This is a genomic window from Promicromonospora sp. MS192, from assembly GCF_049532985.1.
In the GTDB taxonomy this organism is placed as follows: Bacteria; Actinomycetota; Actinomycetes; order Actinomycetales; family Cellulomonadaceae; genus Promicromonospora.
Genome location: NZ_CP186693.1, coordinates 4,237,860 through 4,251,192 on the forward strand (window position 1 = coordinate 4,237,860; position 13,333 = coordinate 4,251,192).

At 73.0% G+C, this 13,333-nt stretch carries 7 protein-coding genes; 2 read left to right on the plus strand and 5 right to left on the minus strand.

All coding sequences use genetic code 11. From position 1 onward, the window contains the following. Window positions 1–65: 65 nt before the first annotated feature. Window positions 66–6,200: an Ig-like domain-containing protein gene (locus ACO229_RS18995; protein WP_423462462.1), complete on the minus strand. Its 6,135-nt coding sequence runs from the start codon at window positions 6,198–6,200 to the stop codon at window positions 66–68. 174 nt (window positions 6,201–6,374) lie between these two features. Between ACO229_RS18995 and ACO229_RS19000 the strand changes: the two genes are divergently transcribed. Next, window positions 6,375–6,620, plus strand: a complete 246-nt coding sequence (locus tag ACO229_RS19000; RefSeq protein WP_397413046.1) for a CopG family transcriptional regulator — start codon at window positions 6,375–6,377, stop codon at window positions 6,618–6,620. Next, window positions 6,614–6,961: a type II toxin-antitoxin system PemK/MazF family toxin gene (locus ACO229_RS19005; RefSeq protein WP_423462463.1), complete on the plus strand. Its 348-nt coding sequence runs from the start codon at window positions 6,614–6,616 to the stop codon at window positions 6,959–6,961. The genes ACO229_RS19000 and ACO229_RS19005 overlap by 7 nt, the downstream gene beginning before the upstream one ends. 16 nt (window positions 6,962–6,977) lie before the next feature. On the opposite strand, the gene ACO229_RS19010 is transcribed toward ACO229_RS19005, so the two are convergent. From ACO229_RS19010 to nuoL, 4 genes are read right to left on the minus strand one after another with little or no spacing between them, the layout of a single operon-like run. Next, window positions 6,978–8,066 (minus strand): polyprenyl synthetase family protein, encoded by a 1,089-nt coding sequence (locus ACO229_RS19010; protein WP_397433001.1) that lies wholly within the window; start codon window positions 8,064–8,066, stop codon window positions 6,978–6,980. After that, a complete protein-coding gene (gene nuoN, locus ACO229_RS19015) occupies window positions 8,063–9,811 on the minus strand; it encodes an NADH-quinone oxidoreductase subunit NuoN (protein WP_423462464.1) in 1,749 nt (582 codons plus the stop codon). The genes ACO229_RS19010 and nuoN overlap by 4 nt, the downstream gene beginning before the upstream one ends. Further along, window positions 9,808–11,391, minus strand: a complete 1,584-nt coding sequence (locus ACO229_RS19020; protein ID WP_423462465.1) for an NADH-quinone oxidoreductase subunit M — start codon at window positions 11,389–11,391, stop codon at window positions 9,808–9,810. Before ACO229_RS19020 ends, nuoN begins: the two co-directional genes overlap by 4 nt. An 11-nt stretch (window positions 11,392–11,402) precedes the next feature. Continuing rightward, complete coding sequence (gene nuoL, locus ACO229_RS19025; RefSeq protein ID WP_397433054.1) at window positions 11,403–13,322, minus strand: NADH-quinone oxidoreductase subunit L; 1,920 nt, start codon at window positions 13,320–13,322, stop codon at window positions 11,403–11,405. Window positions 13,323–13,333: the final 11 nt, after the last annotated feature.

Genomic DNA, 13,333 nt, shown 5'->3' on the forward strand with positions numbered 1-13,333 from the left:
TTGCCCGGGACAACCCGGACGTGCAAACCGGGCGTCGAGCGGGTGAAACGGGGACACCGCCCGTTTCACCACGTCACGGACGTCGCCCTGCCCCAGTTGTACGAGTAGACGTAGACCTCGGCGCCAGGGGTGCCCCACGCGCACGGCAGCTCGCCGGTGAAGTTCCCGTCCGCGTCGGTCCGGAACCTCCGGCCGTCGCGGGTGGTCTCGAAGGCGAGGTTCCCGCCCGGAGCCGGGGCGAACCTCTCGCCCTCCGCGGAGCACGCGGCGCCGAAGTCGAAGTTCGGCTCGGCGTTGCGCAGGCGCAGGCCGAGGTAGGCGCACGTGGACCGGGTGCAGGTGGTGCCGTCGTCGTTGGTGAAGCCCACGGCGCTCGCGCCCTTGTAGGTCGTCAGCTGCCGGTCGCTCTCCGAACCGCCCGTGCTGCCCGTCTTCCGCGCCCACGCACCGCACCCGGCGTCGTTGCACAGCCGCGCGCGCATCGTGTACGTCTTGTCCGGTCCCGTGGGCACGTTCACCTGGTAGAAGTGGTCACCGTTCTGCCAGGCGTCGGAGAGGTTCTCCCGCACGCCCTCGCGCGTCGTGTCGCCGCCGAGCTGGAACTCGATGCGGTCGATCCGGCGCCCGCCGTTGCTCTCCGCCGCCCAGATCCGGAAGTTGCCGTCGTCCCCCAGGTCCTCGAACCAGTCGATCGGCGGGGCACCGGGCACCGTGTACGGGTTGACGGAGTTCGAGCGCGCCGTCCAGGCCGAGCACGTGTAGGCGTTGCACGCGCGGACCTCGAACGTGTGGTCCTGCCCGTTCGCCAGGTGCGTGAAGTCGGTCGGGGAGCCCGCCACGTCCTTCACCGCGGAGCCGTTCGCCCGGACCCGGTAGTACGGCTCCTTGCCCCGGAACTCACTGATCTCGCCCCAGGTGATCCTGGCCTTGCCGTTGGTGTCCCCGCTGATCAGCGCGGCCCTCGGGGTGCCGGGCACCGCCGGGACGCCGTACGGCTCCAGCGCGGCGGACCGCGCGCTCGTGGGCGACGTCCCCGCCTTGTTCTCCGCGGCCACCGTGAACTCGTAGGCCGACTCCTGGTCGAGGCCCTGGAGCTTCTGCGACGTGCCCGCCACGGGCAGGGTGCGCTTCAACGACCCGTCCCGGTAGACGCCCAGGTGATAGGTCTCGACGGGGGCACCGTTGGTGGCCGGCGCCGTCCAGCGCACCGTGACCTGCCCGCCCACGGCGGTGTCCACCCGTGTCGCGCGCGGTGCCGCGGGGCGGTCGGGCGGCGCCGCGGGGGTCACCGGCGCCGACGGGTCCGACCACTCCGACGGGTCGGGCGCGGCGTTCCGGGCCTGGACCCGCACGGTGTAGGCGGTGCCGTTCGCCAAGCCCTCCCACAGCGTGCTCGTGCCGTCCAGGCACGTCTTCTGGATCCGGCCCGACGGCGGCGCCGGGCTGATCTCCAGGTTCACGCACTCGATGGGCGACCGGTCGGTGTACGACCGGTTCGTCCAGGTCACGGTGAGCTGCCGGTCGCCGAACCGCAGCGCCGGCGGAGCGGGCGGGTCGGGCTTCTCGTCGGGCCGCGCCTCCTCGGACGGGCCCGAGGTCCCGGAGGTACCCACCTCGTTCCGCGCCGTCACGGTGAACGTGTAGAGCTGGTCGTTGGTCAGCCCGGTGACCGTGCAGGTCGTCGTGGGGCACGTGGTCACCCGGCCCGTGCTCGACCGCACGCGGTACTCGGTGATCCGCGCGCCGTTGTCCGGCGGCGGGTCCCAGCTCAGCACCACCGTCTCGGAGCGCACCTCCGCCACCTTCGGCGGACGCGGTGTCTCCGGCACACCGAGCACGGTCACCCGGGCGACGCCCTCGACCTCGCGGGTCGGGTCACCCGTCGCGTCCGCGACCCGGTACCGCACGACCGTGACGCCGTGGAAGTCGGCGGGCGGCGTGACGCGCACACGGTCGCCGGCCGTCTCGACCGTGCCCCGGCCGGACTCCAGCCGCGCCGAGACGAGCCGGAGCGGCTCCTCGGGGAACGGGTTGACGTCGTTGGTGAGCACGTCCACCGTCACCGGCTCGCCCTGGTGCGCGTCCGGCACCTCGTCGGTGGTGGCGCGGGCGAGGGGGCGGGTCGAGGCCACCACGGTGATGCCGAGCTGTCCCGCCACGGGCGGGTGGTTGCCGTCCGACACCGTCAGGCCGACGGACGCGCTCGTCCCCTTCGGGAGGTCCGGAGCAGCGGTGACCAGCACGGTCGTTCCCTGGGTGGCGACGCTGAGCCCTTCCGCGCGACCCGTCACCGTCACGGTGAACGGGTCGCCGTCGGGATCCGTGACGAACCGCGACAGGTCGAGCCCCGTCTCCTCGCCCGCGGCCGCCTCCACCCGGGGCGTGCCCCTGATCTCGGGCGGCTCGTTCGCACCCGGCAGCACGAGGAGCGGCAGGGCGAGCACGGCACGGCGGCCGTCCGGGTCGTCCACGCCGTCGCCGTCGGTCACCTCGAAGGTGACGGCCGCCCGCCCGGAGTAGTCCCGGTGCGCCGTGTAGGTGATCTGAGCGGGCCCCGTGACCTCGTGGACGCCCTCGGTCGCCGCCACCCCGGACTCGTCGGTGAGCCGCGGCGTGCGGCCCTCGGCCACCACCACGTGGTCGGCGAGGTCCAGCTCGGCGGGCTCGCCCGCCGTCACCTCGATCGGCTCCAGACCGTCGCGCAGGCGCGGGAGCGTGCCGTCGCGCGGCACGCGCAGGAACGCCCTGGCGGCCAGGCCGTCGAGATCGGTGACCTCGTAGGTGATCACCTGGGGCTCGGCGGTGAGCGGCACCACGACCTCGCCGTCGGCGGACACCGTGGGCCCGCCCGGCTCCTGCCCGCCCGGCGCGGGCAGCGACACCTCCAGGTCCGCCGCGAGCCCGTCGGGGTCCAGGTCGTTGCCCGTGACGTCCACGGTCACCGTGTCGGACGTGACGTCCTCCGGCGCGACGACGTCGTCCCGCGCGACCGGGCGGAGCAGCGGTGCGTCCCGGGACACGTCCACGGTGATCGCGCCCGTGGCCCGCGCCGCGAACGAGTCCTCGATGCCGTAGTAGAAGGTGTGCGTGCCCTCGTCGTCGGGCGCGGTGACCACGACGAGGTCGTCCGCGACCTCCGGGTCCAGGTCGGGCGCGCCCTCGAACGACCGCGGCACCAGGCCCACCTGGTCGCCGTTCGGGTCGGAGTCGTTGGCCAGCGCGTCGATGCCGACGGTGCGGCCAGGCCGTACCGACACCTCGTCGTCCACGGCCAGCGGAGCCTGGTTGACCTGCGGCGGAGCCGCCACGCCGACGCGCACGGTGCCGATCGCCGTCTCGCCACGCGTATCCGAGACCAAGTAGGTGAACTCGTCCGCGCCCGTCGCGGACCTCGCCGCCTCGTACTCCAGGTGGCCGTCCACGATGTCGGCCGTGCCCCGGGCGGGCGCCGACGCGACGGCGTCCAGCCGCACGTGGTCGCCGTCGGGGTCGCTGCCGTCCAGCGGCAGGGCGATGCGCGTGGTCGCCCCGGACAGCACGCGTGCCGTGACCTCGGGCGGCTGCGGCGGGGCGTTCTCGTCGTCGTCCACCACCGTCACCGTGACCTGGGCGGAGTCCTGCTGCCCGGAGGGGTCGGCGACCTCGTAGACGAGGTGCACCGTGCCGCTCTGCCCCGGGTCCGCCTTGAACCGCACGGTGTCCTCGGAGACGAACGCCTCCCCTGCCTCCGGGTGCTCCACCAGCTCCTCGGCGAGCGTGAGCTCCAGCCCGTCCGGGTGGGAGTCGTTCCGCAGCACCGGGACGGTGACCACGTCGCCCGCGTGCACCGTCGCCTCGTCCGGCTCCGCCTTCGGCGGCCGCTGGGTCGTCGCCGCCGGCACCGGGACCACCCGCACCTGCCCGACGGCGGACCCGGAGCCGTTCGCCACCGTGTACTCCAGGGTGACGGGCCCCTCGGGGCGCGTGGCCTCGGTGACGCGGAGCACGTGGTGGTCGAGCACCGCGGCGGTGACCGGGGCGTCGTCGGGCACCGTCACGGACTGCACCACGAGCACCCCGCCGGCCGGGTCCGTGTCGTTCGCCAGCACGTCCACGAGAGCGGACCCGCCCGCCGGCAGCAGCACCGTGTCGGTCACCGTGACGGGCGCACCGTCGTCGTCCGGCGGCGGCAGCACGTCCACGCGGACCAGCCCGAGGGCCGCGGCCGGACCGTCGCTGACTTGGTAGGTCAGGTCGTAGCTCCCGGGCTCGTCGGAGACGAACCGGAACGACCCGGCCGCGAAGTTCGGCGTGATCGTGGCCGGGGCCTGCTCGCCCACGTCGACCAGCCGGAGCCGGTCACCGTTCGGGTCGGTGTCGTTGGCCAGCGGGTACACCGTCACGGGCTGCCCCGCCGGGACGGCCACGTGGTCCCCTACCGCGACCGGCGGCTCCTGGGACGCGACGACGTCGACCAGCAGCCGTCCCTGCCCCACCTCGCCGGTGCTGTCGCTCACCGTGAGGTCCACGACCTTGCGGCCCACCGTGCCGCCGCCGTCGTGGAACTCCACGGTGCCGTCGGGGCGGAACCGGGTCTCGTCGGCGGGGTCACCGGTGGCGGCGCTGGACAGCACCAGGTCGTCACCGTCGGGGTCGCGCCAGAAGGGCAGCACCTTGATGTCCGCCGACCCGCCCTGCGCTACGCGGAGCACCGGCTCCCCGTCGGGCTCCGGGGCCGCGTTCTCGTCGGGCGCGACGACGCGCACGCGCACGTCGGCGTCCGCGGTGCCGCCCCGACCGTCGTCGACCGTGTACGTGAAGGTCACCGAGCCGGACGCCTCCGGCGGCACGTCCGCCTGGAGCGCCAGGCCGTCCACCACCCGGTGCACCGTGACGCCGCTCGCCTCCGCGGGCTGCCGGTCCACGGACACGGTCATCACGTCGCCGTCGGGGTCGGTGTCGTTGCCCAGCACGTTCAGCACCGTGGTGCGCCCGGCGCGCACGCCGAGATCATCGTCCTGCGGGGTCGGTGCGCGGTTGGGGCGGTCCCGCTCGGCCACCACCTGGTCCACCAGCTCGGGCGTGCTCGACTCGGTCTCCGTCTGCTCGCCCACGGCGTCCTCGGGCATCGTCAGGTCCCAGTCGTCGACCTTCTCGAAGTCCTCCGCGGCCATCCACAGGGTGCCGTCGGCGACGTCGTTCAGGACCACGACCTCGCGGTTGACCCGGTAGGCGAGCTCGCCGTCGGCGCCCTCGAGGTACTCGTCCACGTCCCGGTCGGTCCCCGGGCAGTCCCGCACCACCTGCCCGCTGCCCGACCACGCCCCGAACGTGCACGCCCCCACCTGGACGGGAGCCGCCGGCACGCCCTCGGCCACCCGGGTCGTCGACTCCCCGCCGCCGAGCGGCTGCGCGACCAGCCCGGTGGTCGTACCGACCACGACGGACCGGACCTCCTCGGACGGCTGCTGCAGCCGCGCCTCGGCTCCTCCGGTCAGGTCCACGACGTCGCCGTCGGGCAGCACCAGCGTCGAGGCGGTCCGGTCCAGCACCACGGGGTCGGCCCCGACCGCCGTGACCTCCAGCTCGGCGTCCTCCTGGACGGGCAGGTCGCTCTCGCTCACCTCGTCGGGCCCGCCCTGCGTGCCCGTCGTGACGCGGTACAGGGTCCCCGCCCGCGCGACGGCGACGAAGACCGTCCCGTCGACCGCCACGACGAGCCGCCCGCCCGGGCCCACCTCCGCCACCGGTTCCAGCGCCTCCTCGTCGAAGGCGGTGACCCCGTCGAACGGCAGCACCCACAGGCGCCCGTCCTCGGGGTCGAGGATCGCGGTGGTGCGGCCGCCGGACGCGAACAGCGCGCCGCGCGGAGCCCGGACGGGGCCGGCGAGGACGAGCTGGGCGGGGTCGACGGGGCTGGCGGTCGACTCGCCGTCGTCGGTCATCAGCACCCGGTACTCGTCCTGCTGGACGTCGAACGTGGAGGAGCCGGCGAGCAGCGTGCTGTCCAGGGCGTGCGCCTCGTCGTTGAACCGGCCCAGCCGGCCCGACTCGGTCTGCGTGACCCAGACGCCGGAGTCGTCGAGCTCGAGCTCGGCGGTGGCCTCGCCGTCCTGCGCGAATGCCAGGGCGACCAGCGTGCCGACGAACAGGGCGACCAGGAGCCAGGACACCACGAAGCCGGGTGTGACCCGGAACCGCTCCTCGACCTCGGCCTCCACCAACCGCCCTCTCGCCAGGTCGGATCTTAGTCAGCGCCCCGGGCTCTCGCGGTGCGGGAGGCCCTCGTTTCAAGACCTCCGAACAAGACTGGTCGCGAGGTCAGCCATCTGATAGCGGGCCAGCAGGTCGGCGACCCTGGCCAGGAGGTGGTATGACTGGTTATACTCGACACCATGAAGACAGCCATCTCCGTCCCGGACAGGGACTTCCATCGGTTCGAACGAGTCGCGTCCCGGCACGGGATGAACCGTTCAGAGTTCTATCGCCGTGCTGCGGAACACCTGGCCGACCAGCTCGAGGGCACCAGCGAGCTGACCCGGCTGGCGAACGCCGCGCTCGCTGCGGCCGGCCAGCCCGCGGAGGACGGCCTCTTCCTCGCGGAGTCCGAGCACCGGATGACACCGGACGAGGAATGGTGATCGCTCGGGGTGACGTCGTCTGGGTGGACTTCGGCCAACCGCGCGGGAGTGAGCCGGCCAAGGTCCGCCCCGCCCTGGTGCTCCAGGAGGACTGGCTGCTGGCAACCGACATCAACACCGTGATCGTCGTACCGCTCACGTCCAACCTGAGACTGGAGGCTTTCCCCGGCAACGCCCTCATCCCGGAGGCCGCCTCCGGGCTCGACAAGGACTCCGTGGCCGTCGTCTCGCAGATCGGACCCGTCAGCCGAGAGTTTCTCGAGCCCTACCCGGTCGGCCGCGTCCCGGAGTACCTCCTCGCGAAGGTGGCCGACGGAGTCCGCCTGGTCACCGGCGTCTGAGCAGACGCCGGCGGACTCACACCGCCCGGTCCGCCAGCACCTGGGCGAACTGCTCCAGGGACTCCTTCACCGGGCCGTCCGGCAGCGGCGCCAGCTCGGCGGCCGCCGCGCGCGCCCAGTGCACCGCGAGCTCCCGCGTCTCGGCGAGCACCGCGTGCGCCCGGAGCCGCTCCACGACGGCGGACAGCGCCTCGTCGGAGGACAGGTCGCCGTCGAGCGCGGCGAGCAGGTCCCGGTCCTCGTCGGTGGCCTCGTCGGACTCGACGCGCTGGCGCAGCAGCAGCACCGGCATGGTCGGCACGTGCTCGCGCAGGTCCGTCCCGGGCGTCTTGCCCGAGGTCGCGCCCGACGACGCGACGTCGAGCACGTCGTCGGCGAGCTGGAAGGCGACGCCCACCTTCTCGCCGTAGGCGCCCACGGCCTCCACGTGCTCGGCCGGTGCCCCCGCCATCATCGCGCCCAGCCGGGCCGACGCCGACAGCAGCGACGCCGTCTTGTCCGACAGGACCTGGAGGTAGTGCTCGACCCGGTCCGTGCCGTCGTCCGGGCCCATGGTCTCGTGGAGCTGGCCCAGGCACATCCGCTCGAAGGTCCGGGACTGCAGGATCACCGCCTCCGGCCCGAGCTCCGCCACCCGGGCCGACGCCCGGGCGAACAGCATGTCGCCCACGAGGATCGCCACCGAGTTGCCCCACACCATGTGCACCGCCGGGGCCCCGCGCCGCACGGGCGCGGAGTCCATGACGTCGTCGTGGTACAGCGAGGCCACCTGGGTCAGCTCCACGACCACCGCCGCGCCGACGACGCCGGGGGCGGCGCCGTCGCCGAGCTCCCCCGTCAGCAGGGTCAGCAGCGGCCGGAACCGCTTGCCGCCCGCGTCGATGAGGTGCCGGGAGGCGCCGTCGGCCAGCTTGTCCGCACTGGCGACGGCCTCCAGGAGCGCCTCGTCGACCACCGTGAGCCGGTCCGCGAGGCGCGACGCCAGCTCGGGGTCGGTGATCGGCAGGCCGAGCGCGGTCGGGTCGGGCGGGTTCGACGAGGCGGCCGGAGGAGGCGTCGCGGGGGTGCCCGACGTCGTCTGGGGCGGCAGCGGTGCGGAGGTCACGGCACGAACTTACTTGCCTGTTCCACCAGAGAGAGAACCGGGGACGGGAAGACGCCGAGAATCACCGTGGCGATCGCGCACACGGCGATGGCCACGGCGGCCGGTCCGCGGGACCGCACCACGGTCACCACGACGCGCTGCGCGGCCGTGACCTGCGGCGTGGCCAGTGTCGCGGTGGCGGCGCCACCCTGGGCCGGAGCCGGCGTCGCGACGTCCTCCGCGTCCGGCACCTGTTCGGGCACGGTCTCGTCGTCCGCCTTCTGGAACACCATGACCACGAGCAGCCGTAGGTAGAACGCGACCGCGACCACCGACGCGAGCACGCCGAGCACCGCGAGCCACCACAGGCCACCCGTCGTCGCCCCGGTGAACGCGCCGAACTTGGCGATGAACCCGGCGGTCAGCGGGATGCCGGCCATGGACAGCAGGAACAGCGCGAACGCGGCGGTCAGCCACGGGGCCTTGCGACCCAGCCCGGCCCACTGCGCGATCTCCGTGGCCTCGCCCAGCACCACGCCGTCGTCCCCCACCGGGCCGTTCGCCTCGCCCGAGCCGGACGCGACCCGGCGCTCCCGCACCAGGGTGACCACGCCGAACGCGCCGATCGTGGCGATGCCGTAGGCCAGCAGGTAGAACAGCGTGGACGACTGCACCTGGGCGTTGAAGCCCGCGATGCCCACGAGCAGGAACCCGGCGTGCGCGATCGAGGAGTAGGCCAGCAGCCGCTTGACGTCGGACTGGACGGAACCGATCACGGTGCCGACCGCCATGGTCAGCACCGCGACCACGACGATGACCACCTGGAGCTGCCGCATCGTCTCCGGGTGCACCGCCTGCACCCCGATCGAGATGCGGTACAGCACCTCGACCAGCGCCGCGACCGCCGCCACCTTGGTGCAGGCCGCCATGAACCCGGTGATCGGCGTGGGCGCGCCCGTGTAGACGTCGGGCGTCCAGGCGTGGAACGGCACCGCACCCACCTTGAACAGCAGGCCCACGACGACGAGCAGCACGCCGGCCACCAGCAGCCCGGTCATGCCCTCCAGGGGCAGGCCGCCCTGCTGCACCTGCTGGGCGATCTCCAGCAGGCGCACCGTGCCGGCGAACCCGTAGATCAGGGCGACGCCGAAGATGAACAGCGCCGAGGCGAACGCGCCCAGCAGGAAGTACTTCGCGGCGGCCTCCTGCGACAGGAGCCGACGCCGGCGCGCCGTGGCGCACAGCACGTACAGCGGCAGCGACAGCACCTCCAGGGCGATGAACATGACGATCAGGTCGTCCGTCGAGGCGAAGAGCATCATGCCGCCGGCCGCGAACAGCAGCAGCGGGTAGATCTCGGTCTGCTCCAGGCCCGAGCGCCGGGCCAGGTCCTCGTAGGAGGTGCCGGGCACGGCGGAGGCCGCGGGGGCGAAGGCGTCCTGCCCGCTGCTGGTGCGGTCGGCCACGACGAGCACGCCCAGGAACGCGAGCAGCACGACGATGCCCTGCGCGCCGAGCGCGAACGGCGTGAGCGTCACGCTGCCGCCCACGACCTGCACGGGCTGCGCCACGATCTGGGGCCACAGCACCGCGACGAACGTGAAGCCGCCGGCCAGCGCGGCGAGCGTCAGCACGATCTGGGTCGAGCGGCGGGCCCGGGCGGGCACGAACGCCTCGACGAGCACGCCGACGATGCCCGCGCCGAGCACCACGATCAGCGGTGCGAGGGCGAGCCAGTCGATCTCGGGCGGCACGAAGGTGGTCACTTGTCGCTCCCCGTCTGCGCGGCGGCGTCCGCCGGTTCGTCGACCGCCGTGACGGCCACCGACTGCTCGGCGGGCGCGTCCACGTAGGTCAGGGCAAGGCTCGGCACCAGGCCGAGCACCAGGAGGCCGGCCACGAGCGGTGCCGCGACGACGCGCTCACGCACCCGCAGGTCGGGCAGGGCTTCCAGCCCTGCGGCCGGCTTTCCCGTGAAGATCTTCTGGTAGGTCAGCAGCACGTAGACCGCCGCGAGCACCACGCCGGGGATCGCCACGACGGCCCAGGCCGCCGAGCCGGCGGGCGTACCGCCGAACGCGCCGATCAGCACCATGATCTCGCTGACGAAGGTGGCCAGGCCGGGCAGCGAGAGCGTCGCCAGACCCGCCACGAGGAACGTGCCGGCGAGCACCGGGGTGACCGACCGCAGCCCGCTGTAGGCCGAGATCTTCTGCGACTTCTCCGGGTGCCGGGACACGAGGAACCCGGCCACCAGGAAGAGCGCGCCGGTGGCCAGGCCGTGGTTGAGCATCATGAAGCTCGACCCGGCGGTACCCAGCTCCGTGAACGTGAAGATGCCCAGGATGATGAAGCCGAAGTGGCTCACCGAGGTCCAGCCGACGAGCCGCAGCAGGTCGGTCTGCATGATCGCCATGATCGCGCCGTACAGCACCGAGATCACCGCGAGGGCGATGACGAACGGCGCCGCCCAGCGGGACGCCTCCGGGAACAGCGGGAGGCACAGGGTCAGCATCCCGAAGGTGCCCACCTTGTCCAGCACGCAGATCAGCAGGGTGGACGTGCCGGGGGTGGCGTTCCCCGCGACGTCGGGCAGCCAGCTGTGCACCGGGACCATGGGGGCCTTGATCGCGAAGGCGATGAAGAACCCGACGAACATCAGCCGCTCGGCGGTGGTGCCCAGGTCCACGGCGACGAGCTCGTCCACGAGGAACGCCCGGCTCGGGTCCACGCCGGCACCGACCGCGAGGAAGTACAGCGCGATCACCGCGGCCAGCATGATCAGGCCGCCGCCGAGGCTGAACATCAGGAACTTCACGGCCGCCCTGCGCCGGCCCGCACCCTGGCCGAACCCGCCGATCAGGAAGTACGCCGGGATCAGCATGGCCTCGAACAGCACGTAGAACAGGAACACGTCCCGGGCGGCGAACACCGCCACCATGAACGCCTGGAGCAGCAGCACGAGGCCGACGAAGCGACGCAGGCGCACCTCGTCGCGCCCCTGCTCCCGCCAGGCGGCCAGCAGCACCAGCGGCACCAGCACCACGGCCAGCGCCACGAGCAGCAGGCCGACGCCGTCGACGGCCACCGCGTAGGAGACGCCGATCTGACCGATCCACGGGTGGGTCTCGGCGAGCTGGTGCTCGGCCGACGCGCCCGTGTCGAACGCGAGGAACGCGCCGACGAGCAGGACCACCTCGACCAGCGAGAACAGCAGCGCGAGCGGCCGGGCGAGGCCCACCCCGGAGCCCGCGGGCCCGGTGCGCCGTCGCACCAGGCCGCTCAGGCCCACGACGGCGGCGCCGACCAGCGGCCATGCGATGAGCACGGTCAGCCAGGGAAACATCTCTCCTCCGATCACTGGGCACCGCCCAGGCCAGCCACGAGCCACGCAACGGCGGCGATCACGAGGACACCGCCCGCCATGCCCGCGGCGTACGAGCGGACGTACCCGGTCTGCGCCTTGCGGAACACCGCGCCGAACCACGAGACGGCCAGGGGCAGCACGCCCCAGCCGCGGTCGACCACGTCACGGTCACCGACCTGGACCAGGCGGGCCACACCGTGCGCCGGCAGCACCACGAGGGTCTCGTTGGCGGCGTCCTGGTAGAGGTCCCGGCGGGCGGCCCGGGTGAGGAAGGAGCCGCGCGGCGCCTCCTCGGGAACGAGCTGCACCGCGTACATGCGGAACGCGAGCAGGGCGCCGAGGACCACGACGACCAGCGTGGTCGTGATGATCACGGGGACCGGGAGCACCGGCTCGTGGTGCTCGGCGTGCCCGACCACCGGCTCCAGCCAGGTGGTGAACGTGCCGCCGATGCCGAGCACGAGACCGAGCGCGGCGGAGCCGACGCCGAGGAACACCAGCGGCCACCACATGAGCGGCGAGCCCTCGTGGGGGTGCTGGTTCTCGGTCCAGCGCGGACGCCGTCCGCCGAACGTCATGAAGAACAGGCGGGTCATGTAGAACGCGGTGATCGCTGCGCCGAGCACCGCCACCGAGCCGAACACCCAGGCCCGCCACGGCTGCCCCTCGACCGGGATGAACGCGGCCTCGATGATCCCGTCCTTGCTCCAGAAGCCGGAGAACGGCGGGATGCCGAGGATCGCGAGCCAGCCCAGGCCCATCGTGATCCACGTGATGGGCAGGAACCGCGAGAGCCCGCCGAACCGGCGCATGTCGGTCTGGTCGCCCATCGCGTGCATCACCGAGCCGGCGCCGAGGAACAGCCCCGCCTTGAAGAAGCCGTGCGTGAGCAGGTGGAAGATGGCGAACGCGTACCCGGCCGGGCCGAGGCCCGCGGCGAGCATCATGTAGCCGATCTGCGACATGGTGGAGGCGGCCAGCGCCTTCTTGATGTCGTCCTTCGCGGTACCGACCACGGCACCGAACAGCAGGGTCACCGCACCCACGATGACGACGACGAGCTGCGCCGTCGGGGCCGCCTCCAGGATGGGGCCGGAGCGCACCATGAGGTAGACGCCCGCGGTGACCATGGTGGCGGCGTGGATGAGCGCGGACACCGGCGTCGGGCCGGCCATCGCGTCGCCGAGCCAGGCCTGGAGGGGGAACTGCGCCGACTTGCCGCACGCGGCGAGCAGCAGGCACAGGCCGACGGCGGTCGCGGTGGCCTCGGAGAGCCCGCCCGCGGCCGGGAGCACGTCGGCGAAGCTCACGCTGCCCACCGTCGCGAACAGGATGGCCATCGCGGCGATGAGCCCCATGTCCCCGATACGGTTCATGACGAACGCCTTCTTGGCCGCCACCGCGTTCTCGCGGGCCGACGGCCGGCCCGTGTCCCAGAACCCGATGAGCAGGTAGGACGCGACGCCCACCCCCTCCCAGCCCACGAAGAGCAGCAGGTAGGAGTCGGCCAGGACCAGCGTCAGCATGGCCGCGACGAAGAGGTTCAGGTAGGCGAAGAACCGGCGCCGGTCGACGTCGTGGTCCATGTACGCCACGGAGTACACGTGGATGAGCGTGCCCACGAAGGTCACGAGCACCACGAACGTCATGGACAGGGGGTCCAGCCGGAGGCCGAGGTCCACGTCCAGCCCGCCCGCGGACAGCCACGTCCCCAGGCTGTGGTCGATCGCGCGCTCCTCGGGCGGCACGCCGATCATGCGGAACATCAGGACGAAGCCGACCACCGCGGAGGCGGCCGAGGCCAGCACGCCGAGCCAGTGGCCCCAGCGGTCGGTGGCCCTGCCGCCCAGCAGCAGCACTGCCGCACCGATCAGCGGGAAGCCGACCAGCCAGGGGGCGAGCCCGATCACGTCGTTCACGT

Excerpts from the sequence above, each read along its gene's own strand:
- ACO229_RS19000 (WP_397413046.1), top strand. The coding sequence starts at position 6,375 with ATGAAGACAGCCATCTCCGTCCCGGACAGGGACTTCCATCGGTTCGAA.
- ACO229_RS19005 (WP_423462463.1), top strand. The coding sequence starts at position 6,614 with ATGGTGATCGCTCGGGGTGACGTCGTCTGGGTGGACTTCGGCCAACCG.
- ACO229_RS19020 (WP_423462465.1), bottom strand. The coding sequence starts at position 11,391 with ATGTTTCCCTGGCTGACCGTGCTCATCGCATGGCCGCTGGTCGGCGCC.